The following is a 25,163-nucleotide window of genomic DNA, read 5'->3' on the forward strand; positions in this document are numbered from 1 at the left end:
GATCTTATGTGGCTGGTACGTCCGGCTGAGCCGGATGATCTGGACCAGATTCTCGCCATCGCGGGCACCCAGTGTGCCCGTCTTTCTTCCACCCTGCCCAAACAGGGCGACGCCCTGGCCTACAAGATCGAGCAGTCCCTGGCGTCGTTTGCCGGCCGGATCAGCGCAGAGGATGACCCTCCCAGGTTCCTGTTCGTGCTTGAGGACACTGAAACCGGAGACATCGCCGGCACGGCCGGTATCGATGCCCATGCCGGCAATGGCCAGCCTTTTTACAGTTATCGGCGGGATGCCCTGATCCATGCCTCCCATGAACTGGGAGTGTCCCGCCGTGTGGAGGTGTTGTATCCCTCCCACTCGCTGACCGATTTATCGTTGCTGTGCTCTTTCTCGATCCGCCCGGAGCTGCAGGGCACGGATGCGTTCGAGTTGCTGTCGCGGGCCCGGATTCTGTTTATTGCTGATCACCGTGAATGGTTTACCCAGCGTATGGCCGTGGAAATCCAGGGCGTTCAGCTCGAAGACGGGAGCGTTCCCTTTTGGGACAGCCTTGGCCGGCATTTCTTTGATATGGCTTTTGAAACGGCGGACCAGTACTCCGGACAGCTCAGCAAAACCTTCATTGCCGAGCTCATGCCGCCCAACCCCATTTATGTGACGCTGCTGAGTGAATCGGCCCAGAAGGCGATGGGGCAGCCGCACCAGATTACCGTACCAAACTTTGAGTTGCTCCAGCGGGAAGGGTTCCAGCCGGGAAACTATCTGGACATTTTTGATGCCGGTCCGGTTCTTGAAGCTCGTACCGACAGCCTGAAAACCCTCGTGACCAGTCACCCGAAGGAACTTCATGGGACCAACGAGGATACCGGCGAAACCTGCCTGATTGCCGCTGGCGAGGGTGAACAGTTTCGCTGCACCCTGACACCGGTCGCCGAAACACTGGACGACAAACTCAAGGTGCCGGTCTCGACCTGGCATACGCTGAACCGTTCCGCGGGTGACCGGGTAAGGATCGCGCCGCTATGACCTATTCGGGCACCGAGGACGCAGTTAAGTATCAACCCGCCGGGATCACGGAGGCGACACCATGCTGGTAATTCGCCCGTTGCAGGAAAACGATCTGGACGACCTGTATGCCATGGCCCAAAGCGCCGGGAAGGGGCTGACCACCCTGCCGGCGGATCGCGAGCTGCTGCAGAAGAAGATCAACCACGCCCGGGAGACCTTTAACCAGCGCATCGCGCCGGAAGCAGGGCTCTATCTCTTCGCTCTGGAGGATACCGAACGCGGGAAAACGGTCGGTATCAGCGGTATCCAGGCTCGCGTTGGTCTGGATGAAGTGTTCTACAATTACCGCCTGAGCGTCACCGTCAATGCCTCGAAAGAGCTGGGTGTTCACGTGCGGACTCCAACGCTGCATCTGTCAAACGACATGACCGATACCAGCGAAATCTGCTCCCTGCTGCTCTCCGATGAGTACAAAGGCGGAGGCAGCGGCCTGCTGCTTTCCCGTTGCCGGTTCATGTACCTGGATGAATTCCGCAAACACTTCTCGGAAAAAATCTTCGCGGAAATGCGGGGTGTGTCGGATGCCAACGGCCGGAGCCCTCTGTGGGACGCGCTGGGAACCAAGTTCTTCGACATGGAGTTCAGCGAGGCCGACATGCTCTCCGGGCTGGGCAACAAGTCGTTTATTGCCGAGTTGATGCCCAAGTATCCGATATACCTGTCCATGTTGCCGGATTCCGCCCGTGCCGTGATCGGCCGGGTTCACGACAACACCGCTCCGGCACTCCGGATGCTTCAGTCCGAGGGGTTCAACTTCAACGGACTGGTAGACATCTTTGATGGCGGGCCCGTGGTTGAAGCCTTCGTTCACAATGTCCGGACGGTTCGGGAAGGCATGAACCGACACGCCATGGTCACTCGCAAACCGGTCAACCTGGACGTGCCATCTGAGGAGCGGGTCATGGTTTCGAACCGCTCATTCGGGGATTTCCGGGTGACTACCGTGCCGATAGATTGCATTGGACCGGATACCGTCAGCCTGCCACCGGAAGTAGCCGAAGCCTTGCAGATTGAATCTGGCGATCCGGTTCGCCTGGCCCCCTTGAAAGACTCGGGGCTGCTGACCAAACATAGTTTTAGAAGCTCAATACCGGGAGGTGCATCGAAATGGCAAAGCTGACGGGTGAACTGTTTATCGACGGGCTCTGGCTACCGGGCCACGGGCCGGTATTCGAATCTGTCCAGCCGGTGACCGGTGAAACACTCTGGGATGGCGAAAGCGCCAATCTGGAGGATGTGGATGCGGCCGTTCGTGAGGCCCGCAATGCCTTTGTGAAGTGGCAGCGCAAGAGCTTTGCAGAACGCCAGGCCGTTGTTGAAGCCTTTGGTGAGCTGCTTGAGGCTCACAAGGAAGATCTGGCACACCAGATTGGCCTGGAGACTGGCAAGCCCCTGTGGGAATCCCGCACGGAAGTGGCGGCGATGATCGGCAAGATCGGTATTTCCGTGAAAGCCTACAACGACCGTACCGGGACGTCTGAATCCGATGTTGCCGGTGGTCATGCCGTGCTCAGGCACCGGCCCCACGGGGTCGTTGCGGTGTTCGGCCCCTACAACTTTCCAGGGCATTTGCCGAATGGCCACATAGTGCCGGCTTTGCTCGCCGGTAACACGGTGGTGTTCAAACCGAGTGAGCTGACCCCGGGGGTCGCCGAGCTGACGGTAAAACTCTGGGAGAAGGCCGGCATTCCTGATGGAGTGATCAACCTCGTTCAGGGCGCCTCGTCCACGGGCAAATCCCTGGCCGGCCACCCGTTGATTGACGGCCTGTTCTTTACCGGCAGTTCCACCGTGGGTCATCTGTTGCACAAACAGTTCGGAGGCCAGCCTGAGAAAATCCTCGCCCTGGAGATGGGCGGCAACAACCCGCTGATCGTTCAGGATGTGGCTGATGTGGACGGTGCAGTGCATCATGCACTGCAATCGGCCTTCCTGTCCGCCGGCCAGCGCTGTACCTGTGCACGTCGCTTGCTGGTACCCAAGGGCAAAAAAGGCGACGCGTTCATCGACCGGCTGGTGGAAGTCTCCGCCCGCATCAAGGTAGGCGAGTTCGATGCCGATCCACAGCCGTTTATGGGTTCCGTGATTTCCGCGGAAGCCGCCGAAAAACTCCTGGCGGCTCAGGCCAGCCTGCTGGACAAGGGCAGCAAATCCCTGCTGGAGATGAAGTCCCTGAAGTCCGGAACCGGCCTGCTGTCGCCGGGTATCGTGGATGCCACAGGTCTGGATGTGACCGACGAAGAGTTCTTTGGCCCCTTGCTGAAGGTGTATCGCTACAAGAGCTTTGATGATGCACTGGCGCTGGCCAACGATACCCACTACGGGCTGTCGGCGGGTATCCTGACGGACGACCGGAAACTCTACGAACGGCTGGTGGAAGAAGTGCGCGCCGGTATCGTGAACTGGAACCGGCCGCTGACCGGTGCCAGCAGCGCGGCGCCCTTTGGTGGTGTTGGCGCCAGTGGCAATCATCGCCCGAGCGCCTACTACGCTGCCGACTACTGTGCCTGGCCCATGGCTTCTCTGGAGGCCGGCAAGAGTGAGATGCCAGAGTCTCTGGCACCCGGCCTCAATTTCGATTAACGGAACCCAGTGCCATGGTGAAACACGCGGTTGAAGCAAACTTCGATGGTCTGGTCGGTCCCACCCACAACTACGCGGGACTGTCCTGGGGTAATGTAGCCTCCAAATCCAATGTCAGTTCCGTCTCGAATCCGAAAGAGGCGGCACTGCAGGGCCTGGCCAAAATGAAGCGCCTTGCGGACCGGGGCTATGTGCAGGGCGTTCTGCCTCCCCATGAGCGGCCGCATATTCCGACACTTCGGGCCCTGGGGTTCGAAGGTCCGGACGCTCGCGTTCTTGAGCAGGCGGCCAAATCCAGTCCATCGATCCTGGCGGCGGTCTCCTCTGCGTCGCCGATGTGGACAGCCAATGCGGCCACGGTATCGCCCAGTGCCGATACCTCAGACCATCGCGTGCACTTCACCCCGGCGAATTTGAGCGCCAAGTTTCACCGTTCCATCGAACACACGGTGACCGGACGGGCTCTGAAAGCCATCTTTGCTGACGAGAGCTACTTTGCCCATCATCCGGCGCTGCCATCAGTGAGCCACTTCGGGGATGAGGGCGCCGCCAACCATACTCGCTTGTGCGCCGGCTACGGCGACCCCGGTGTTGAGTTGTTTGTGTATGGCCAGATGGCGTTCAACGAGCAGGCGCCAGCACCAAAAAAATATCCGGCACGACAGACTCTTGAAGCATCCCAGGCAGTGGCCCGGCTGCATGGTCTCAAGGATCAGCATGCAGTGTTCGCCCAGCAGAATCCGGACGCGATTGATGGCGGCGTTTTCCACAACGACGTGATAGCAGTGGGCAACGGTAATACGCTTTTCTACCATGAAATGGCGTTTCTCAACGAAGCGCAGGTGCTGGCGGACATCAGGGAGCGGCTCACCGGTGCCGAGCTGGAAGCGGTCCGGGTCAGCAGTGCCGATGTGCCGCTGGAAGATGCGGTGGCCTCCTACCTGTTCAACAGTCAGTTGCTGAACACACCCGACGGCATGCTGCTGGCAGTGCCCGGCGAGTGCCGTGAAGTGGCTTCCGTCAGCCGTTATCTGGATGGCCTGGTGAAGTCTGGCGGGCCTATCACCGCGGTGGAAGTGTTCGACGTCAAGCAGTCCATGCGCAATGGCGGTGGCCCGGCCTGTCTGCGGTTGCGAGTGGTACTCAACGACGATGAGCTGAAAGCCATCAACCGGGGTGTGTTGCTCACCGATGAACTCTATGAGCGTCTGACCACCTGGGTGGAAGCCCATTACCGGGATGAACTCAGCCAGAATGAGCTTGGCGATCCGATGTTGCTGGAAGAGGTTCGCAAAGCCCTGGACGAACTCACCGGGATCATGGGCCTGGGCTCCATCTACGATTTCCAGCTCTAGCAGCCTGCCGGGCTGCGAGTTGTCAGGCAGAAATCGACGACGTCAGCATATCCATGGTGTGCCGGATCAGCTGCTCGGCCGGAAACGCCGGGTTACCCTCGCCCATTTCCGACTGGCATAGCAGGATCACCCCGTGCAGGGCCCCGCGCAGGTACAGTGCGGTCTGAACGGGGTCGTTGATCCGGTCGCGGTTCATGGTGCCGTCCCGGAGGCCCAGTTCGATGGCTCCTACCATCAGCTCCATCAGGTCTGATTTGGAGCACAACATTTCCTCTGCCTGACTTTCGTCTGCCTCCGCCATGGCGGTGGACGCCTTGGTCAAAGCCGAGAAGTAATCCGGTTCCTCCAGATAGAAGCGATAATAGGATTCTCCCATCGCCCGGATCTGGCCCAGCCCGTTATGCGCGGTCTGTCTTGCCTCTTCAAATCGACGGAACAGGCTATGGCCCGCCCTGAGCATAATGCCCCTCTGTATCGCAGCCTTGTCCTTGAAGTACACGTACAGCAAGGCCCGGCTGAGGCTGGCGGTACGGGCGATGTCGTCCATGGACGTGCGTTCGTAGCCCTTTTCCGAGAACACCAGTTCGGCGGCGTTCAGGATGGTGTCGTAACGGGCCTGTTTCTCACGCTCGCGACGGGTTTTCAGCGGTTCGCTCATTCAATCATCCGGTTAGTTGGCAACAGCACGCATAGGATACCTGAAATCGAATCAAACCCGATTATTGACAAAATGTCAAAGAATGACATGATGTCTAAATCAACCATCGGGTTTCTCCAGGGACAGGACCCCGTCAACTACACAAGCAAGGATGAAAGGAAGAGTCATGACACCACTTCGAATCCCCGTCGCCATCGTTTCTCTTGCGGTTTTTTCACTGTTGTTGTCGGGCTGTAAAGCCAGTGACCTAGCCCCGGAGCCCGGGCAGCAGAAGGTTTCAGTGCGTGTGTCAGAAGTTTCCGGCGGCGAGAGCCAGGATATGCCGCTGCGGTTTTCCGGAATTGTTCGTGCTACCCAGCGAGCGACACTGACCTTCCAGGTCAGTGGCACCCTCAAGGAGCAGGCGGTGGAGCTCGGGCAGAAGGTGCAGGCCGGTGATCTGCTCGCCCGGGTCTACAATCCTGGCCTGGAGCCGGCCCGGGACTCTGCCCGGGCCCGCCTGGAAGAGTTGAGAACCCAGTATCAGCAGGCTCAGCGGGAGTGGGAACGCTCCAGCCGATTGCACGAGCGCGGTGTGGTGTCCGAGCAGACGCTGGAGCAGCTTGCCGCTCGGCGGGACTCCCTGGAGGCCAGCGTGGCAACGGCGCGGGCCTCCCTGGCGGAGGCAACCCAGCTGCTCGAGGAGAGTACACTTCGGGCGCCCTTTTCCGGACGGGTTGAAGCCCTGCTGGTGGAGCGGGACGAATTCGTGGCGGCCGGACAGCCGGTGATGCGGCTTTCCTCGCCCGAGGGCCGTGAGGTAGAGGTGCGGGTGCCGGCGTATCTGCTGGATCATGTTGAGCTGGAGCAAACCTTGCCTGTCTGGTCCGTCCAGGACCGCAGCCGCCCCGCACAATCCGGTTCGGTGGTCGAGATTGCCCAGGCCAGCGCCATTCGCGGCGAACTGCATCCGGTTCTGGTGAGCCTGCCGGTAAACACCCTGGAGCCCGGCCAGCCGGTAGAAGTGGGCATCACGCCTGTTCGGGAATCTGCCATCACAGTGCCCCTGCTGTCGGTGATCCGCAACGCCGAGGGCGTCAGTGTGTTCCGGGTCCGGGATAACGTGGCCTCCCGCGTTGCGGTGGAAGTCGACCGGGTCGTGGGCGAGCGGGTGGTGGTTACCTCCGGCGATCTGTCCCCGGGTGACCTGGTGGTTTATGCCGGCATGACACGGCTGGCGGACGGTGATGCCGTGGAGGTGCGCTGATGACCCGCCGGCTTCTGAACTGCCAGCGCCTGCTGGGCATGGTGGTGACCATGCTCTGCTTACTGGGTATCGCCGCTTACAGCACCATGCCGCGCCAGGAGGACCCGTCGTTTCCCTACCGGGCCGGCCTGATCAGCATCAATTATCCGGGTGCCAGCGCCGAGGCCGTTGAACGGCTGGTACTCCGGCCCCTGGTGGATGAACTTCGGCAGGTTGAGGAGGTGGATTATACCCAGTCCACCGCCCGTACCGGCGTTGCCATCGTGCGCCTGCGCCTGAATGACGACATCTACGACACCGACCCCGCCTGGGACCGTGTGCGCCAGGCAATGGAACGGGCGAAGCAGGACTTCCCGGACGATGTGGGCCGGATGGTGCTTGATGATCGCCTGATCGATATTCCCGCCATCGTCATGGCCGTAGGAGGCTCGCCCTCGGTAACGGAACTATCCGACGTCGCCGAAAGGCTCAAGCAGAACCTGTCGAATCTACCGGGGGTTTCCCGGATTGAGCTCGAAGGCGATGCCGACGAGCAGATTACCCTGGCACTGGACGATGCCGCGCTCTTCCGGCTTGGTATTTCTCCGGCGCGGGTGCTGGACACGCTGGCGCGGCGAAACCAGACCATTCCCGGCGGCTTCGTGGTGGTCAATGGCCGCCGCCTGTCGGTGCTTCCCAACAGCGAATTCGCCGATATTGACGCCATCCGCGCCACGCCTATAGAGCTTCCGGATGGGTCCCAGGTGCCCCTGGCCGCGGCAGCGGATGTCTGGCGTGGACCAGTAGAACCCAGACAGCCGGAAACCTGGTACGACGGCGAACGGGTGGTGCTGGTCTCCATCATTATGGAAGAGGGCACCACCGATGCGATCCGCTTTGGTCAGCGGGTGCGCGAACGCATGGAGCAGATTCGCGGAGACTTTGAGCCTTATGAAATCCGGGAGATGTTCTTCCAGCCGGACAAGGTGCAGGAACGGCTCGATAACCTGGCCTGGAGCCTGGTGCTTTCAGTGCTGATCATCGTGGCGGTAGTCTTTACCGGCATGGGCATTCGTATGGGGCTGCTGGTCGCGTCCATTCTGCCCATGGTTGCCCTGATCAGTGTCGGGCTTTATGACCTCGGCGGGGGCGTGCTGCATCAGATTGCCGTCATCGGCATGGTGATCTCATTGGGCATTCTGATCGACAACGCCATCGTGATTGTCGAAAACATCCAGGGCCACCTGGATGAGGGCATGCGACGGCTGGATGCCCTGCGCCAGGCCGTCAGTGAGCTGGCCGGTCCGCTGGGTGCCTCAACGGGAACCACGCTGGCGGCCTTTGCGCCCCTGCTTCTGGCCAAGGGTGGGGCCGCTGATTTCACCCGCGGTGTGCCGGTGATGATCATGCTGACGCTGTCCGTCAGCTACCTGCTTGCTATCTCCGCCGTTCCCCTGCTGGCGGCCAGATTCCTGAAGCCCCGCCGCAAGGCGGGCCAGGACCGATTGATCGGAGTAGCCCGTTTTCTGGGTGGCCTGGTATCCCGTTACCCCGGACGGCTGATTACCGCCGGCGCCATACTTGTAGGCATCAGTCTTGCGATGACCCCCTTCATGGCCCAGCAGTTCTTTCCGAATGCCGATCGCCCGAGGGTGATTGTCGAAGTCTACATGCCCGAGGGCACCGACCAGGCCCGCACGGCAGAGGCCACGGAAAGTCTGGAACGAATTATCCGGTCACAGCCGGACGCCCTGAAGGTTCACCGGTTCGTAGGCTTCACCGGACCTTCATTTTATTACAACCTGCAGCGCGCCCCCCAGGCACCGAACCGGGCACGGCTGGTGGTTACGACACCCACACTGGAAGACACTACCGGCATGATCCGCTGGATTCGCGCGCACGTGAAAGACCAGATGCCGGAACTGGACGTGACCGTGGGTATTCTCGGGCAGGGGCCACCAAGGGCTGCACCGGTGGCAATCCGTGTCTACCATGCCAATGATGGAGCCCGGATCGAGGCGGTGGAGCGGATCTTCAGCATTCTGAGAGGCGTTGAGGGCACGGTTGATGTCCGCCATGACCTGGATATTGGCGTTCCCAGTATTGCCATCAACGTCGACGATGCCACGGCTGCCCGCTACGGCCTGACCCGGGCCGATGTGGCCCAGAGCCTCTATGGCCAGAGCTTTGGTGTGGTGGCTGAGCGCTATCGCCAGGAAGAGGATCCCATCCCCCTGGTGCTGCGTTCCCGCGAGGGCACGGCCCTGTCGCTGTCACGGTTGCTGTCAGTGAACATCTACAATGACCGGGGCGACGCCGTGCCGCTTTCAGCAGTGGCGACGGTGGACACCACCTGGGAACCGGCGGCTCGATACCTGCGTGATGGCGTAAGAATGAACACCGTCACGGCTAATCTCGAAACCGGTTACAGCTTCAGCCAGGCTCTGGACGGCCTTTACGCAGGGCTTGAGAGAAACCCGTTACCGCCGGGCACCCGCATGGCCATGGGCGGTGACGCCGAAGGCTCCGGTGAAGCCAATACCGCATTGCTAACCGCAGCCCCCATCGGGATGCTGTTGCTGCTGTTCTTCCTGCTGCTGCAGTTCAACTCCTTCCGCCGGGTCGGCATTATCCTTCTGACGGTGCCGCTGGCTACCGTCGGTATTTTCCCCGGATTGGTGCTGTCCGGCTCACCCTTCGGTTTCCAGTCTTTGCTTGGCGTGATCGCCCTGGTGGGAATCGTGGTGAACAACGCCATCGTTCTGCTGGACGTGATGGATCGGGAACTGGAGAAAGGAAGAGACATCCGCGACGCCATGCGCAACGCGGTAGAGCAGCGCACCCGCCCGATCCTGCTGACCACAGCAACCACCGTGGCCGGCCTGCTGCCATTGGCGTTCTCAAGCTCCACGCTCTGGCCACCCATGGCCTGGGCCATCATCTCCGGCCTGCTGGCCTCAACGGTGCTGACGCTGCTGGTCATCCCGGCTGTCTGCACCCAGTTGATCAAAGTCAGCGTGCCGGAACCGGAAAACGCCCCGGCCTGACTGGAACGCGAACAGGGGGTCAGATGAAAATGGGGTCAGATGAACTTTTCATCTGACCCCATTTTCATCTGACCCCGATTTAAGGCGGTGGTCCGGGCCTGATCATCAGGCCGACTCTATGGCCCACCGGAACCTCCGGATTGGGGAACACAATCGCCTCTGGTGAATGCCCCACCCGGTAACTGGTCTCGTCGTCCTCCCAGATGACTGTGCCGGGCTGATACTCGGTGAAATTGGCGACATCGTCCGGAATATGGAACCGGAAGTTCTTCCCGGTGTTCAGAATCTCATGCACCACCTCGAACACCGTCAGATGATCAAATGGCGGCTGCGGCGCAGGTGAGGGCAGCCCCCGGAACCGCCGTCGCAAGGCATCCTGGATGCCGGAAAAGCGCCCCAGATCATTCTGGCCGAACGGCCGAACCTTACCCAGCTCCACGGTAAAACTCTCGGCCTTCAACAGCGACGAGGAAAACGACGAAAACGTTGTACCCGCCTTGTGCTGCAGCAGAAGCGTCTCCACCTCTGCCTCCAGCAAAAAATCACACTGGTCGACCGGAACCGTTCTTCCCTCAACAAACGGATACAGCGCAAACCGCTCCCTGTGCGACGGCCGAATGGCCGTGTGCAGGTCGTAGTGATAGAGCGCCTGGGGATTGGCCATTGCAAACTGCCGGCAAGCCTCCTCAAGCTCCTGCGCCCGCGCAGCCTCGGCCAGCCCCTCATACTCGTTCCGACTATGCGCGCCATCGAACAGCCGATTGAGGTTCACTTCCAGAAAGCGCTTCCCAGCGACCATCGCGGGCGGATTACCCAGAATCAGCAAGACCGGGCAAGCCAGCTCCCATTCGCCCTCAATCAGCTCGGAAACCAGTCTGTTAAGAACCTCAATGGGCGCTGTTTCGTTCCCGTGAACACCTGCAGAAACGATGATGGCCTCGGCATTCGGATTGCTGCGGCCAGCCGGGGGAACAATGTCCAGTACACCCACAGCCTTGCGGCTGATTCGGGTGCCGTCGGGGAGGAATGCTTTGGTTTCTGGGAGTGATGCGGCTGGGTTGTCCAGGGTGTGGGAAAGCCAGTCACAATTCGTTCCGAACAGATCTTGTTTTGCCGACATAGAAGCCCCGAACCAAGTTTGGGGGCGGGCAGGGTATTGCCTCCCGGGAATGTCTGAAGCCATGGATGGCTTCAGTCAAGCGCACATGGATGTGCTCGTAGCGTTTCCCGGGAGGCAATACCCTGCCTGCCCGGGCACTGAAGTGTGATGTTCCGCGGGCTCAGCCGTTCACAGGCCGCTGGTGCTTCAGAAGATGAGTTTCGAGTTTGCGGAAAGCGAACACCAGGATAAAGGTCAGTGCCATGTAGCACAGCGCCACAAAAATAAACGCATCAAACGGCGCATAAAACCGGGAGTAAATATTACGGGCCGCCCCCGTCAGATCCACAATGGTTACCACACTCGCAATCGCACTCGCGTGCAGCATGAAGATCACCTCGTTGGAGTAGGCCTGCACCGCCCGCCGCGCTGCACTTGGCAGCACAATCCGCCGCATCCGCATAAACCAGTTCATGCCATAGGCTTTGGCTGCTTCAATTTCACCGTTGGGCGTAGATATGATCGCACCGCGGATAATCTCCGTGGTATAGGCCGCGGTGTTCAGCGTGAAAGCCAGCAGGGCCGGGTAAAAAGGCTCCCGGAAAATCTCCCACCAGAAGGTTTCCTGGATGCCCTCAATCTGGGCAAGCCCGTAATAGATGATATAAAGCTGGATCAGCAATGGTGTGCCGCGGAACAGATAGGTGTAAAGCCACACCGGGCCGGAGACGAAGGGGTTGCGAACCGTCCGGAGGATGGCCAGCGGAACCGCCACCAGCAAACCGATAACCAGGGACAGAAACACCAGATGCACGGTGGTCACCATGCCATCCCAGTATTCCATGATGGTCATGGCGGTAAAGATTTCGTTCTGGTTCAGCCACCCGGCAATGAAATCAGGCATCCGTTAACTCCCCTGAACCACGCCGACATTGGCCCGTTTATCGAGCCACTTGATAAACAATTCAGACCCTGCCGTGAGGGCCAGGTAAACAAACGCCACCGGAATGAAAAAGTGGAACGGCATGCGCTCCGCCTTGGCAGCTTCCTCCGCCACACGAACCATGTCGGTCAGGCCGATAATGGAAACCAGGGCGGTGGTCTTCAGCAGAACCTGCCAGTTGTTGCCCAGACCGGGCAGGGCATGGCGCATCATTTGTGGCAGCATGATTCTGCGGAAGGTATGAAAACGGGTAAAGCCGTAGGCTCGGGCAGCCTCAATCTGGCCGGTTTCAACCGCCAGGAAAGCGCCGCGGAAGGTTTCGGTCATATAGGCGCCGAAAATCAGCCCGATGGTTACAACGCCGGAGATGAACGGGTCGAACTGAAAGAAAAAGTCGATTTCGTAAGCTTCCCAGATGTAATCCGAGAGCATGTTCACTGCCACCTGGCCGCCATAGTAGAAGAGCAGCATCATGACCAGGTCCGGTACGCCACGAATCAGCGTGGTGTAGGTAGTCGCGATACCTTTGGCAACCCGGCTTTGCGACAGTTTGGCAGACGCGCCAATCAGTCCCAGGGCAACCGAGAGGGCAAGCGACAGGAAGGCCAGTTCAATGGTGACTACTGCCCCTTCCATCAGGGCCGGGCCATAGCCTTTCAGATCGAGCATGGGAACGTCCGGTAAGCAGAGGCGGCCCTGACGGGCCACCCCTCGGCAGATTTACATCTTGATGTCGTAAGCGAAGTACTTCTGCATGATGGTGTCGTAGGTACCATCTTCCTTCAGGGTGCGAAGGGCCGCATTCACTTCTTCTGCAAGGTCGGTGTCGCGCTGACGCATGGCAACACCCACGCCTTCGCCAAGCTTGACCGCTTCACCAACTTCCTTGAAGCCTTCCTTGGTGAGAACAGTCTGCTCGCCCACCGGATAGTCTACGAAAACGACATCGAGGCGCTGGCCTTCAAGGTCCAGAACCATGTCGTCTGCGGTGGTGTAGCGCTTGATGGTGACGATGCCACCCATGTTTTCAGTCACGTAGGTGTCCATGGTGGTACCGCGCTGAACGCCAACGGTCTTGCCTTCCATCGCACTCATGTCAGTGACGTCGGTGTTGAAGCTCTCAGGACCGAACCAGCCACCCGGGGTGTTGTAGTACGGCTCGGAGAACAGAACCCGCTCTGCGCGCTCCGGCGTAATGGACATGGAAGACATGATCAGATCGAATTTACGCGCCAGCAGGCCCGGAATCATTCCGTCCCACGCCTGGATCACGAATTCGCAGTTGGCGTTCATTTCTTCACACATGGCTTCGGCCAGTTCCACTTCGAAACCGGTCAGTTCACCATTCTCGTCCTTGTACTCAAACGGCTCGTAAGGCACGTCGAACGCGATGCGGAGGTCCCGCTCTTGGGCCTGTGCGCCACCAGCAATCAGGGCGAGTGCGCAGCTTGCTGCAAAAATCATTTTTTTCATGTGTCACTTCTCCAGTGGTTTGCCTTTTGGGCTTTATTTTTGATGGAAGTTTTTGGTTCCAACATTTTATTTCTTCACCGGTTCAAGATAGCACCGAGTGTCAGAAGTTGGGAGTCAGGAACTGCTTCATGCGTTCCGAATCCGGATGATCAAACACTTTCTCGGGGGTACCCTGTTCCTCGATCACGCCCTGATGCAAAAAAAGGACCTGACTCGACACATCCCTTGCAAATGCCATCTCGTGGGTAACCACGATCATGGTGCGGCCTTCCTCAGCCAGGCCTTGCATGACCTTCAACACTTCGCCTACCAGTTCCGGATCCAGTGCCGAAGTGGGTTCGTCGAACAGCATGACCTCCGGTTCCATGGCGAGAGCCCGCGCAATGGCCGCCCGTTGCTGCTGGCCGCCGGACATCTGGGCCGGGTAGTAGTCCTTGCGCTCGTAGATACCCACCTTGTTCAGGTAGGCTTCGGCGCGCTCGATGGCTTCCTTCTTGGGTACCTTCAGCACGTTAACCGGGGCTTCAATGATATTTTCCAGAACGGTCATGTGAGACCAGAGATTGAAGCTCTGGAAGACCATGGAAAGTTTCGCGCGAATCAGTTCAACCTGTTTGTTATCGGCCGGAATACGTTCGCCCTTGCGGTTGGTTGTGAACCTTATTGGGTCGCCGTGCACGATAATGTCGCCGGAGGTGGGTGTTTCCAGCAGGTTGATGCAACGCAGGAAAGTACTCTTGCCGGAGCCGGAGCTGCCGATGAGGGAAACCACGTCACCTTTGCGGGTCTCCAGCGAAATACCTTTGAGCACCTCAAGTTGGTCAAAGGTCTTGTAAATGTCCCTGCAGATCAAAGGCGCTTGGTCCGCCATGGGTGACTCCTGGGGCTGTAATTCAAAGGCGCATGTTTTACGGACTGTGGATGCGGAAATCAATCCCTTTAAGGGAGCGTTTTACCGAATTTCACCGCCGTTCGCTGCATGACATTGTGGTCGAATGATTGATCAATGCAAGCTTTTTGCCATGCTCAGGCTTCTGCCCGCAAATGATCATTCGCTTTGTCCTGTTCAATGGGCAGCCTGATCAGTTTGCCTCCGTCTTTCTCCATGTCTCTCATGGCCTCACTGACAAACCGTACGTGGGCCATCGCCACCTTTTGGGCGTTGGCCGGCTTGCCAGCGATAACGGCCTCATACAGCTGCCGGTGCTGGCGGACGATTTTCTTCCGCATTTCTTCTCTCGGGTTCAGGTTGGCAACCGAGGCCTGAACGGTCAACAACATCATGTTTTTCAGGCTGTTGAGCACATGCACCAGTACCGGATTATGGGATGCCTCGACAATCGCAAGATGGAAGCCATGGTCGAGCCGGGCGTTACGAAGCGGGTCGGTATCCTCAAGCGCCCGGAACGCCTTCGTGATGCGATGCCGGTCGAGCCGGGTTGCCCGCAGGGCAGCGAGATAGGCCGCCTGGCCTTCCAGTTGTTCACGTACTTCCAGAAGGTCGAAAAGTGTTCGGGGATGTCCCTCGAAAAGATGCATCAGCGGACTCTGTTCTCCCAGCTCGCTCGCGCCGGGCACCATGCTGGCCACAAACGACCCCTTGCCGTGGCGGGTCTCAATAACGCCGCGGCCCTGAAGCTCATGCAGGGCTTCCCGAATTACCGCGCGGGAAACGCCCAGCCGGGTCGCCAATTGGCGTTCGGACGGTATCTTCTGCTCCGGAGCCAGCCCGCCGTCGAGAATAAGGCGTTCCAGCCGATATGAGATTTCCTGGGAAATTGCCATTTGGGGGCCTGTTTATGCTCTCTGGTCTGACCAGTGAATGCTTCTGATTGTTGGTGTTTACGTGCTCGCCTGATGTGCGTCCGAGCCCATTAAATATGGCCGATTCAGAGTATTTCGTCCATTTTTAATACTTCAAAAACTGGTCAGACCAGTGCTTGCCGAACTGGACTAAACCCGGATTGGCTACGAATATCATTCTAATGTCGGCCTGCGCCGGCGTTGCCATAGACGCTGATAAAAACAAAGCCAACGGAGACGTTTCGATGAATTCGAAGAATAACATCCGAAATAGCTGTGACACTGGCGAGACCCCACCTCGCAGAAGTTTCCTCAAGACAATCGCCATGGGCGCCACTCTGGCAGGCGCAATGCTCATGGGCGCAGGTCAGGCCCAAGCTGCTACTACGTGGAAAATCCAGTCGACCTGGGACGCGGGTACGGTGGGCTACACGCTCTTCGAGGAGTGGTGTAAGAGTATTGAGGCCAAGTCCGGCGGAGAGCTCAAGTTCCAGTGCTTCCCGGCCAAGGCGGTTGCTGCCGACAACAACGCGCTGTTTGATGCTGTTCGTAACGGCGTGCTGCAGGGTATGAACCCGTTCACCCTTTACTGGGCGGGCAAGATCCCTGCCTCTGTGTTCCTGTCTTCCTACCCAGCGGGTCCGGATCAGCCTCATCAGTGGGACACCATGTTCTATTCCTTGGGCATGCTGGAAAAGACCCGGGAAATCTACAAGAAATTCGGCCTGTTCTACGTTGGCCCAATTCAGCACGATGCCAACATCATCCACTCCAAAAAGCCGGTTAACAGCCTTGAAGATCTCAAGGGCATGAAGATCCGTGTCCCGGGTGGCATGGTGGCCGAGGTATTCCAGCAGTTTGGCGTTTCCACCGTCAGTCTGCCCGGCTCGGATATCTTCCCGGCCCTCGAGAAAGGCACTATCGATGCAGCCGACTTCGTTGGCCCTGCGGTTAACTACGAACTGGGCTTCTCCCAGGTGACTGACTACATCATCTTTGGGCCTCCAGGTGTTATGTCCATCTACCAGCCGGTCGATCTTATGGATCTGACCGTGAGCCTGCGCGCATGGAATTCCCTGTCGCCTGAGCTTCAGCAGCTGGTTGAGGACGAAGTGCGGATCTACTCTCAGAAGCACTACCTTGCGATCCAGGCCCGCAACATCGAGGCGATGGACAAGTTCAAGGCAGATGGCGACACGGTTACCCGTCTGAGCCAGGAGGATGTGGAAACCTGGCGTAAAGCAGCCATTCCCATCTGGTTCAACTGGGCGAACAAGAACGAGGACGCACGTGCCATCCTCGATATCCAGCTCAAGTACATGATGAACGATACGGTTGGTTACATCACGGAAGAAGACATCGAGGGCTACTAAGCCCTGACCATTCAACAATAACGATACACGGGGAAGGCAGGGTTAGCCGAAAGTGGATTAACCCTTCCTTCCCCGCTCTTTGATCTAGGTGGTAACAACATGTCTGATCTGAGTGCATTTGGCTTTGTCATGCCGCACTGGTTCTATTGGGGCTGGCTTGCCGTAATGCCACTGCTCATGATGGCTTGGGACAAGTGGAGCAGCAAGCATGGCGGGGATGAAGCCGAGCCCGAGAAAACGGTTTCCGAGTTACAGTCCGAAGAAGATGATCCGCTTGCCCATTTTGAATACGAGGGTAACTGGTTCACGAAAATCGTCGACTGGATGTGCGAGAAGTCAGGCCTTTTCGTTGCGTTCTGGACCATCAACGCAGTGCTGTTCTATTTCTTCGAAGTGGTGATGCGTTACCTCTTCAACATGCCGACCATCTGGGTGCATGAAGCCAGCTTCCTGATCTTCGGTATGCAGTACATCCTTGCCGGTGCCTTTGCGCTGTTGCACGGAGCGCACGTTCGGGTAGACGTCGTTTACAACTTCCTGCCGGTTCGAGGGCGCGTGGGCATGGATATTTTCACCTCCATGTTCTTCTTCATATTTGCAGCCGTTCTGGCCACCACATCCTGGACCTTCTTCCAGGACTCCATAATGATGCAAGAGACCACTGTCGAGACCTGGGGTATCCAGTATTACCCCGTGAAAGGCGTGATGTTCGTGGGCGCAATCCTGTTGCTGCTCGCTGGCTTTTCGAAGCTGCTTAAAGACATCGTACTGTTCATCCGTCTCGGTCAGGAGCGCACATCATGAGTACAACAACTGCAGCGCCCAGCAGCGGCATGGCCGGAAAACTGGGTACATGGTTAATGATCATCGCCACCGTGGGTCTGGCGTTTGTCATCTGTGTTGAACTGATCAACATTCTCTTTTACGACCCATGGAGTGATGAGAAATTCCTCTTCAAGCTCTCGGGTAGCTTGTCCGGCGTCGAAATCGGGCCGCTGACTTACCTGATGTTTGGATCTCTGGCTGTGGCCCTGATGATGGGGCTGCCCCTTGCTTTCGTGACCGGTGGTCTTGGTGTCATGTTCATCTACCTGGTGGGTGACGCCATGATGTTGAACATTGTCCCCGGCCGGATCTTCCCGCTTATGGCAAACCCGGACATTGCTGCGATCCCTCTGTTCATCTTCATGGCGTCGATGCTTGAACGCGCGGGCCTGATCGAAGAAATGTTCAGCGTCGTTTACAAGTGGATGGGCGGCATCAGTGGCGGCCTTGCTGCTGCAACCATTGTCGCCTCTACGATTCTGGCTGCGATGGTTGGTGTTATCGGTGCCGCCGTTGTCACCATGGGCATCATCGCACTGCCGGCCATGTTGAAACGTCATTACGACCACAAGATTGCCATCGGCTCCATCATGGCGGGGGGAACCCTGGGTATCCTCATTCCGCCTTCGATTCTGGCCATTCTGTACGCCGTGGTCGCACAGCAGTCTGTGGGCGAGCTTTACCTGGGCTCTCTGTTGCCCGGTCTGATGCTCTCCGGTCTGTACCTGAGTTATGTTCTGGTACGCAGCTGGCTGAACCCGCAGCTTGGTCCCCCGATTCCGGTGGAAGACCGGATCAGCCTTAAAGAGAAGGTGAAGCTTCTTGGCAATCTGATTGCGCCCCTTGCGCTGGTTGGTCTGGTTCTGGGCCTGCTTTTCGGTGGTATTGCAACGCCGGTTGAAGCCGCGGGCATTGGTTCTTTTGGTGCCATCATTGTTGCAATGATGCACAAGAAGTTCTCGATCGCCGGTCTGCGTGAAGCATCTGTGACCACAGCCAAGGCGTCCGCCATGGTTCTCTGGATCATGTTCGGTGCATCGGTGTTCGTTGGCTTCTACATCCTCCAGGGTGGCCAGCAGTTTGTAACAGACGCGATTCTGGGCACTGGCATGTCAGCCTACGGCATCCTGTTCCTGTTGATGGTCTTGCTGGTTGTTCTGGGTATGTTCCTTGACTGGGTTGGTATCCTGCTGCTGGCCGTGCCCATCTTCATTCCGATCGTTAAAGCGCTGGAATTCCCCGGCCTGTTCGGCTTCCCGCCGGTTTCAGGTGACGACGTGGTGCTCTGGTTCGGGGTGCTGTACCTGGTGAACATGCAGATGTCTTTCCTGAGTCCGCCGTTCGGTTACGCACTGTTCTATATCCGCGGCGTTTGTCCTCCGGAAATCTCCATGGGCACCATCTTCAAATCGTCCCTGGTATTCCTGGCAATCCAGGCGTTCGGACTGTTCATGTGTATCCTGATCCCCGGCATCGTGACCTGGCTGCCAGGGCTGGTATACGGCTAATCAAATCAAGGAGTAATGCTTTATGTTGACGATCAAACGACTGGACCTTGCCGACGCGCGTATCCTCATTGAGGGCGCTGCAGAGAAGGCTCGCGAAATTGGCGTGCCCATGTGCATTGCGGTGGTGGACGAGTCCGGCAATCTGGTGGCTTTCGAGCGCATGGACGGCGGCAAGATCACCAGTGTGACCATCGCCCAGGACAAGGCCTTCACGGCGGCTGCGGCCAAGAAAGCCACCCACGACTACAACAAGGTGAACGTGCCCGGCAGTCTGGCCTTCGGTATCCATACCGAAGTGGGCGGGCGCATCAGCTCTGTTGGTGGTGGCCTGCCAGTGATCGTCGACGGCGACGTAGTGGGTGGTATCGGAATCAGTTCCGGTACCCCCCAGCAGGATATGGACTGCGCCCAGGCCGGTCTTGACCACTTTGAAACAAAACGCGGTTGATGACTGTCACACAGACGTAATTCACACCCAGAGAATGTTATGACTACCAAGCCGAAAGTCAGCAAAGCCGAGCTGGCGGAGCAGTTCCGGGCCTTCATAGACCCGGATTACGTCATCACGGATGACGAAACCATGAAGCCCTACGAATGCGATGGCATGTCGATGTATTGCGAGATGCCGTTGCTGGTGGTGCTGCCGGAAACCGTTGAACAGGTGCAGCGGGTCATGCGCATCTGTAACGAAAACGCAGTACCGGTCGTGGCTCGTGGAGCCGGAACCGGGCTCAGTGCTGGTGCCATGCCCAATAAAGAGGGCGTGGTGCTGTCGCTGGCCAAGTTCAACCGCATCATGGAGATTGATCCGCTGGCCCGAACGGCAAGGCTGCAGCCGGGTGTCCGTAACCTCGCCATCAGCGAGGAAGCGGCCCAGTATGGCCTTTATTATGGCCCGGATCCTTCCTCCCAGATCGCCTGCACCATCGGCGGTAACGTGGCCGAGAACTCCGGCGGCGTGCACTGCCTCAAGTACGGTCTGACTGTTCACAATATCCTGAGCGTGGAAATGGTCACCGCTGAAGGGGATGTCGTGACCGTCGGTAGTGATGGTCTGGACAGCTGCGGCATGGACCTGCTGGCACTGATGACAGGCTCGGAAGGTCTGCTGGGTGTGGTGACGGAAGTCAAAGTGAAACTGCTGCCCAAGCCGGAGGTGGCCCAGGTTGTCATGGCCGGATTTGATGATGTCCAGAAAGGCGGTGATGCCGTGGGCGGGATTATCTCCCACGGCATCATCCCCGGTGGTCTGGAAATGATGGATGGCCACGCCATCATCGCGGCGGATGATTTTGCCCAGGCGGGCTATCCGAGGGATGCCAAGGCCCTGCTGCTGTGTGAAGTGGACGGTACTGAAGAGGAGGTCCACGAACACATTGCCGAAGCCGAGGAGGTGTTCCGCAAGCTGGGCGCCACTTCCGTGCGCACCTCCCAGAGCGAGGAGGAGCGTGCCCTGCTCTGGAAAGGCCGCAAATCTGCGTTCCCTGCTGTGGGCCGGATTTCACCGGACTACTATTGCATGGACGGTACCATTCCCCGTCGCGAGATCGCCTACGTTCTGACGGAAATGGAAAAGATGTCCGAGGAGTTTGGTCTGCGCGTCGCCAACGTATTCCACGCCGGTGATGGCAACCTGCACCCTTTAATTCTGTTTGATGCCAACGTGCCGGGCGAATTCGAGCGCACTGAAGCCTTTGGCTCACGCATCCTGGAAATGTGTGTGGAAGTAGGTGGCTGCATTACCGGTGAGCACGGCGTTGGCGTCGAGAAAATTCGCCAGATGGCGGTGCAGTTCAACGACGAGGAACTGCAGCAGTTCCACGACGTGAAGGCTGCCTTTGATCCCGCCGGTATTCTGAACCCGGGCAAAGGGGTACCGGCCCTGCGGTTCTGCCAGGAATACCGTTCCCTTGAGCACAAACAACACACGCACGAGCATACGGAAGCCGCCCATGGCTGATATTTCCCAACAATTGAAGGAGCAGGTGCTCCAGGCCCGGGACAGCGGGCACAAACTCAATATTGTCGGAGGTGGCACCAAGGTCTTCATGGGCCGGGAAGCCGACACCGATGCCGGAACCCTCAACGTGGGCGAGCATACCGGTATCGTTGACTATCACCCGGTGGAGCTGGTTTTGACCGTCCGTGCCGGCACGCCGCTGAGCGAAATCGAGGCGACTCTGGCTGAAGAAGGTCAGTGCCTGCATTTTGAGCCACCCCATTTTGGTGCCACCTCCACCATCGGCGGTACCCTGGCCTGTAACCTTTCCGGTCCGGGACGCCCCTGGGCCGGCTCTGTGCGGGACCAAGTTCTGGGTATCCGGCTGCTCAATGGCAAGGGCGAACATCTTCGCTTTGGTGGTCAGGTCATGAAAAACGTGGCCGGCTATGACGTATCACGTCTTCAGGCCGGTGCCCTGGGAACCCTGGGCGTAATCACTGAAATCAGCATGAAAGTGATGCCGAAACCGGCCGCTTCCCTGACCCTGGTTCAGGAAATGGGCATGGACGAGGTGGTTCACTATATGAACAGCCGGGCGGCCGAGCCCAAGCCCATCACTGGTGCCTGCTGGGTGGACGGCAAGGTTTACCTGCGCCTGGCCGGTGCGAAATCCGGTGTAGAAGCCACCGCTGAAAAGTGGTCCGGCGAAGTGATGGAAGAGGGGGACCACTTCTGGCGACAGGTGCAGGATATGCACCACGAATTTTTTGCCGGTAACGACGTGCCTTTGTGGCGCTTCTCCGTTGGTTCGACAGCTGCCACACCGAAACTGGGAGGTAACTGGTTTATCGACTGGGCGGGTTCCCAGCGTTGGTTCCGTGGTGCCGGTGAGCTGAAAGATCTGGAGCCTGCGGCCCGTGCTGCCGGTGGCCAGGTCAGCCTGTTCCGTGGTGGCGATCGCACCGGTGAGGTGATGCATCACCAGCCGGAGGCCCTGAAGGGCATCCAGCGCCGCATCAAGAATGCCTTTGATCCGGACAATATCTTCAATCCCGGACGTTTATACAGCTGGTTGTAATTATGCAGACGAATCTGGTTCAACAATTTGCCAACACCAAGGAAGGCCAGGAAGCCGAGTCGATCCTGCGGGCCTGTGTGCATTGTGGCTTTTGCACCGCTACCTGCCCGACCTATCAGGAGCTGAACGATGAGCGTGACGGTCCTCGTGGCCGGATCTACCTGATGAAGATGTTCCTGGAAGGGGCGGAAGTTACCGAGAAAACCCGCGAGCACCTGGATCGCTGCCTGACTTGCCGCAGCTGTGAGACCACCTGTCCGTCCGGTGTTCAGTATGGCCGCCTGGTGGACATCAGCCGCGGCCTGATGGAAAAGGAGATGCCCAGGGAGCCGAAAGACAAGTGGCTGCGCTGGGCCCTGGCGCGGGTGATTCCCAACCGCCAGTTGTTCGGTGTTCTGCTTCGCCTGGGGCAGGTTTTCCGCCCGGTATTACCGGAAAAACTGCGCACCAAGGTGCCGCCCAGAAAGCAGGCCAGCCCGTGGCCTGCAGCCAGCCACAGCCGTATTGTGCTGGCACTGGCCGGTTGCGTGCAGCCTTCGGCCACTCCGAATACCAATGCGGCCGCCGCCCGGGTTCTGGACCGGCTCGGTATTACCATGGTGGAAGCACCCGAGGCTGGCTGCTGTGGCGCCGTGAATTATCACCTTTCCGAGCACGAGAAAGGCCTGGAAAGAATGCGCCAGAACATTGATGCCTGGTGGCCCGCTATCGAAGCTGGTGCTGAGTCAATCATTATGACGGCCTCTGGCTGCGGGGCGATGGTTCAGGATTACGGTCATCTGTTGAAGGACGATCCGGTCTATGCCGCCAAGGCCCAGAAGGTGAGCGAGCTGTGCACCGATCTCGGCGCCTTTTTGCTGAAACAGGATCTGGAAAAGCTCAAGGTCCGCCAGGACCCGGGCAAGGTGGCATTCCATTGTCCCTGCACCCTGCAGCACGCCATGAAGCAGAACGGTGTGGTTGAGCAGGTATTGACCAGGGCCGGTGTCAATCTTGCAGCAACAAAGGACAAGCACCTCTGCTGCGGGTCTGCTGGCACCTATTCGGTGACCCAACCGGAGATGAGCCAGAAGCTGCTTGGTAACAAGCTGAAGGCTTTGACTGTCGACAATCCGGATCGCATCGTGACCGCCAATATCGGTTGCCAGATGCACCTGGAAACCAAGTCGCCGGTGCCTGTGCAGCACTGGATTGAGTTGCTGGATCAGTAGAATGGATTTGGGGTCAGATGAAATTTTCATCTGACCCCTTTTTCATCTGGCCCCAAGTTCCGGGCTTTTTTCGCTATACTGCCCTACCAAATTACCGAACCACAGGGAGTGGAACCGTATGCCAAGGATGATGGCTGGTCTTGTTTTGTCTTTTTCGCTTGTCGCAGTAGCTAATGCCGAGGTCTATACCTGGATCGACGGCCGTGGCGTAGCGCACTTCTCCGATTACCCTCCGGGTGACATTCCGCACAAACAGCTGCAGGTGCAGCCGCCTGTCACAGTGCCGATGTCTGAGAACCTTGGGCAAGGAAAGCGGGTGTCCGGAATTCGCAAAGACGTTGAAGGCCTGCTTGCCTCCGGTCGCTCGGGAGGCTCCGGAATCACCGAGAAAGCAAAGGCCGAGGCCGAGCTTGAGAAGACGTGCGCGACTTACCGAAGCAAGCTGGGGCGGATTCAGTCCAAACTGCGGGCGGGCTATAGCAACGACAGGGGTAATACCCTGAGGCAACAACGCAGGACGCTCAGCCAGAAGCTGAGTCGGGAATGTATCCTGCGTTGAACGGGTTTGTGATCAGGCGCGCTTGAAGCTGGCCAGGGCGACAGCGGCGGTCACAAACAGGCCGCCAAATACGCGGTTCATCTGCCGCTGGCGCCGGGCTGTGGTCATAAACCGGAACAGCTGGCTTGCCAGCAGGGCGTAGCCGAGCATTACCAGGCAGTCCACCAGAATCAGTGTGATGCCCATGGTGAGCAACTGCGGGCCATGGGGTGCGCCTGCTACCAGAAACTGTGGAAACAGGGCCACCAGAAAGACCGTGGCCTTGGGGTTGGTGAGGTTCACGAACACGGCATTCCAGAACCGCTTGTACCCGCTAACGGGCTGACGGTCATCGTCCATGGATTCCATCACAGGCTCTCGCCATTTGGAAATGCCCAGCCAGATCAGGTAGGCAACACCCAGCCATTTGATAACCGACAGGGCGATGTTGGAGGACGCGATGATGGCGCCGAGGCCGGCACCCACCAGCAGAATCTGGATGCCAAAACCAAGCTGCAGCCCCATGATTGCCGGCAGCGATCGGCGAACGCCGTAACGCATACCATTACTCATGGTATTGATCGCCCCGGCACCCGGGGAAACACTGATCAGAACGGCTGCAACAAGGAAGGTCAGCCAGGCTGCAAGTGACATGATTTACGCTCCCGAAAAAGCCAAGGGATCTACAGTATAAGCCATGAAGGCAATCGGCAGGGCGCACAGGTCCCAGCAATAAGTACAAACTGCTTCAACACTGGAATCGATCCCGCTGTAATTGATTTCAATCAACCCTCGTATGGCCGCAGCAATGTTAGGTTGGTTAAACATTGATCAGGAAAGGAGTTGATGACATGGCAAATGGAAATCAAAGCATTGTAGTCGCGTGTGACGGTTCGGAGCATTCATCGCACGCCGCCAAAATGGCAGCGGAGTTTGCCAGAGCGACGAGCCAGCCACTCAAACTGCTTGCCGTCTTCCCCGGTACCAAGCTCGAGAGACTGATCGTAAGCGGCATACCGCAGAGTGACATTGACGAACAAGCCAGCGAATACGGACGCAAGGCATTTGACGCCGCGAAGCAGGCGGTAAGCGGGATTGTTGAGCCGGCGGAAGAAGTCCTGCTAAAGGGTGATCCGGCCAAGGAGATCGTTGAATACCTCGATGAACATTCCGGCTCCCACATGTTTCTGGGGCGCCGCGGCGACTCTGCGCTGAGAAGCCTCACTCTTGGCAGTGTGAGCGAGAAGGTCGTCAGGCATGCCCATCGTCCGGTGACGGTGGTTAGTGAGTAAACGACAAAGGAAGTTATAGTCTTTAAAGCCCGCTCAAAGCGGGCTTTTTCATTTCTGATCCTCAATGCCCTCCATGTTTCGCCACAATTCATGCGAAAAACAACCGAGATAGCTCTGTGCCAGAGACTTTATGCTGACCGGG

The 25,163-nt window shown here is 58.3% G+C and carries 23 protein-coding genes; 15 read left to right on the plus strand and 8 right to left on the minus strand.

Annotated elements, in window-relative coordinates:
- The first annotated feature begins 6 nt into the window (after positions 1-6).
- The 4 genes from CFB02_RS17855 to astB all read left to right on the plus strand — a co-directional run bounded on the left by CFB02_RS17855 (position 7) and on the right by astB (position 5,006).
- Positions 7-1,026 (plus strand): arginine N-succinyltransferase, encoded by a 1,020-nt coding sequence (locus CFB02_RS17855; RefSeq protein ID WP_088559090.1) that lies wholly within the window; start codon positions 7-9, stop codon positions 1,024-1,026.
- 61 nt (positions 1,027-1,087) lie between these two features.
- Complete coding sequence (astA, locus tag CFB02_RS17860; RefSeq protein WP_088559091.1) at positions 1,088-2,188, plus strand: arginine N-succinyltransferase; 1,101 nt, start codon at positions 1,088-1,090, stop codon at positions 2,186-2,188.
- Entirely contained in the window at positions 2,176-3,651 is a 1,476-nt protein-coding gene (gene astD / locus CFB02_RS17865) for a succinylglutamate-semialdehyde dehydrogenase (protein ID WP_088559092.1), read from the plus strand. The genes astA and astD overlap by 13 nt, the downstream gene beginning before the upstream one ends.
- Positions 3,652-3,665: 14 nt before the next feature.
- Entirely contained in the window at positions 3,666-5,006 is a 1,341-nt protein-coding gene (astB, locus tag CFB02_RS17870) for an N-succinylarginine dihydrolase (RefSeq protein WP_088559093.1), read from the plus strand.
- A 22-nt stretch (positions 5,007-5,028) separates the two neighbouring features.
- Here astB and CFB02_RS17875 read toward each other — a convergent pair whose 3' ends face one another.
- Positions 5,029-5,664, minus strand: a complete 636-nt coding sequence (locus tag CFB02_RS17875; protein ID WP_088559094.1) for a TetR/AcrR family transcriptional regulator — start codon at positions 5,662-5,664, stop codon at positions 5,029-5,031.
- A gap of 166 nt (positions 5,665-5,830) precedes the next feature.
- Here CFB02_RS17875 and CFB02_RS17880 point away from each other — a divergent pair, with 166 nt between their 5' ends.
- Both CFB02_RS17880 and CFB02_RS17885 read left to right on the plus strand, forming a co-directional pair.
- Positions 5,831-6,910, plus strand: a complete 1,080-nt coding sequence (locus CFB02_RS17880; protein WP_088559095.1) for an efflux RND transporter periplasmic adaptor subunit — start codon at positions 5,831-5,833, stop codon at positions 6,908-6,910.
- Positions 6,910-9,936, plus strand: a complete 3,027-nt coding sequence (locus CFB02_RS17885; protein WP_088559096.1) for an efflux RND transporter permease subunit — start codon at positions 6,910-6,912, stop codon at positions 9,934-9,936. Before CFB02_RS17880 ends, CFB02_RS17885 begins: the two co-directional genes overlap by 1 nt.
- A 79-nt stretch (positions 9,937-10,015) precedes the next feature.
- Here CFB02_RS17885 and astE read toward each other — a convergent pair whose 3' ends face one another.
- From astE to CFB02_RS17915, 6 genes are all read right to left on the minus strand, one after another.
- Entirely contained in the window at positions 10,016-11,056 is a 1,041-nt protein-coding gene (gene astE / locus CFB02_RS17890; protein WP_088559097.1) for a succinylglutamate desuccinylase, read from the minus strand.
- Between the two features lie 160 nt (positions 11,057-11,216).
- Positions 11,217-11,939, minus strand: coding sequence for an ABC transporter permease (locus tag CFB02_RS17895; protein WP_088559098.1), 723 nt, complete (start codon positions 11,937-11,939; stop codon positions 11,217-11,219).
- Between the two features lie 3 nt (positions 11,940-11,942).
- A complete protein-coding gene (locus CFB02_RS17900) occupies positions 11,943-12,647 on the minus strand; it encodes an ABC transporter permease (protein WP_088559099.1) in 705 nt (234 codons plus the stop codon).
- A 51-nt stretch (positions 12,648-12,698) separates the two neighbouring features.
- Entirely contained in the window at positions 12,699-13,451 is a 753-nt protein-coding gene (locus tag CFB02_RS17905) for a transporter substrate-binding domain-containing protein (protein ID WP_014578262.1), read from the minus strand.
- A gap of 100 nt (positions 13,452-13,551) precedes the next feature.
- A complete protein-coding gene (locus CFB02_RS17910) occupies positions 13,552-14,322 on the minus strand; it encodes an ABC transporter ATP-binding protein (protein WP_088559100.1) in 771 nt (256 codons plus the stop codon).
- Positions 14,323-14,477: 155 nt separating this feature from the next.
- Entirely contained in the window at positions 14,478-15,236 is a 759-nt protein-coding gene (locus CFB02_RS17915; RefSeq protein ID WP_008169272.1) for an FCD domain-containing protein, read from the minus strand.
- A 344-nt stretch (positions 15,237-15,580) separates the two neighbouring features.
- Between CFB02_RS17915 and dctP the strand changes: the two genes are divergently transcribed.
- From dctP to CFB02_RS17955, 8 genes are all read left to right on the plus strand, one after another.
- Positions 15,581-16,627, plus strand: a complete 1,047-nt coding sequence (dctP, locus tag CFB02_RS17920) for a TRAP transporter substrate-binding protein DctP (protein ID WP_264753970.1) — start codon at positions 15,581-15,583, stop codon at positions 16,625-16,627.
- A gap of 99 nt (positions 16,628-16,726) precedes the next feature.
- A complete protein-coding gene (locus CFB02_RS17925) occupies positions 16,727-17,431 on the plus strand; it encodes a TRAP transporter small permease subunit (RefSeq protein WP_088559101.1) in 705 nt (234 codons plus the stop codon).
- On the plus strand, positions 17,428-18,960 hold the full coding sequence (locus CFB02_RS17930; protein WP_088559102.1) for a TRAP transporter large permease: 1,533 nt from the start codon (positions 17,428-17,430) through the stop codon (positions 18,958-18,960). The genes CFB02_RS17925 and CFB02_RS17930 overlap by 4 nt, the downstream gene beginning before the upstream one ends.
- A gap of 22 nt (positions 18,961-18,982) precedes the next feature.
- Positions 18,983-19,408, plus strand: a complete 426-nt coding sequence (locus CFB02_RS17935; RefSeq protein ID WP_069181873.1) for a GlcG/HbpS family heme-binding protein — start codon at positions 18,983-18,985, stop codon at positions 19,406-19,408.
- Between the two features lie 39 nt (positions 19,409-19,447).
- Positions 19,448-20,920, plus strand: coding sequence for an FAD-linked oxidase C-terminal domain-containing protein (locus CFB02_RS17940; protein ID WP_088559103.1), 1,473 nt, complete (start codon positions 19,448-19,450; stop codon positions 20,918-20,920).
- Positions 20,913-21,980 (plus strand): glycolate oxidase subunit GlcE, encoded by a 1,068-nt coding sequence (glcE, locus tag CFB02_RS17945; protein WP_088559104.1) that lies wholly within the window; start codon positions 20,913-20,915, stop codon positions 21,978-21,980. Before CFB02_RS17940 ends, glcE begins: the two co-directional genes overlap by 8 nt.
- Positions 21,981-21,982: 2 nt before the next feature.
- The gene (gene glcF, locus CFB02_RS17950) at positions 21,983-23,191 is read left to right on the plus strand and encodes a glycolate oxidase subunit GlcF (RefSeq protein WP_088559105.1); all 1,209 of its coding nucleotides are present in this window, start codon (positions 21,983-21,985) and stop codon (positions 23,189-23,191) included.
- Between the two features lie 118 nt (positions 23,192-23,309).
- Positions 23,310-23,750 carry a DUF4124 domain-containing protein gene (locus CFB02_RS17955; protein ID WP_088559106.1) on the plus strand — a complete coding sequence of 147 codons (441 nt, stop codon included), beginning with the start codon at positions 23,310-23,312 and terminating at the stop codon, positions 23,748-23,750.
- Positions 23,751-23,762: 12 nt separating this feature from the next.
- On the opposite strand, the gene rhtB is transcribed toward CFB02_RS17955, so the two are convergent.
- Positions 23,763-24,383 carry a homoserine/homoserine lactone efflux protein gene (gene rhtB, locus CFB02_RS17960; protein ID WP_008169293.1) on the minus strand — a complete coding sequence of 207 codons (621 nt, stop codon included), beginning with the start codon at positions 24,381-24,383 and terminating at the stop codon, positions 23,763-23,765.
- A gap of 197 nt (positions 24,384-24,580) precedes the next feature.
- Here rhtB and CFB02_RS17965 point away from each other — a divergent pair, with 197 nt between their 5' ends.
- Positions 24,581-25,021: a universal stress protein gene (locus CFB02_RS17965; protein WP_088559107.1), complete on the plus strand. Its 441-nt coding sequence runs from the start codon at positions 24,581-24,583 to the stop codon at positions 25,019-25,021.
- Positions 25,022-25,163: the final 142 nt, after the last annotated feature.

It is taken from the genome of Marinobacter sp. es.042 (assembly GCF_900188315.1).
Lineage (GTDB): Bacteria > Pseudomonadota > Gammaproteobacteria > Pseudomonadales > Oleiphilaceae > Marinobacter.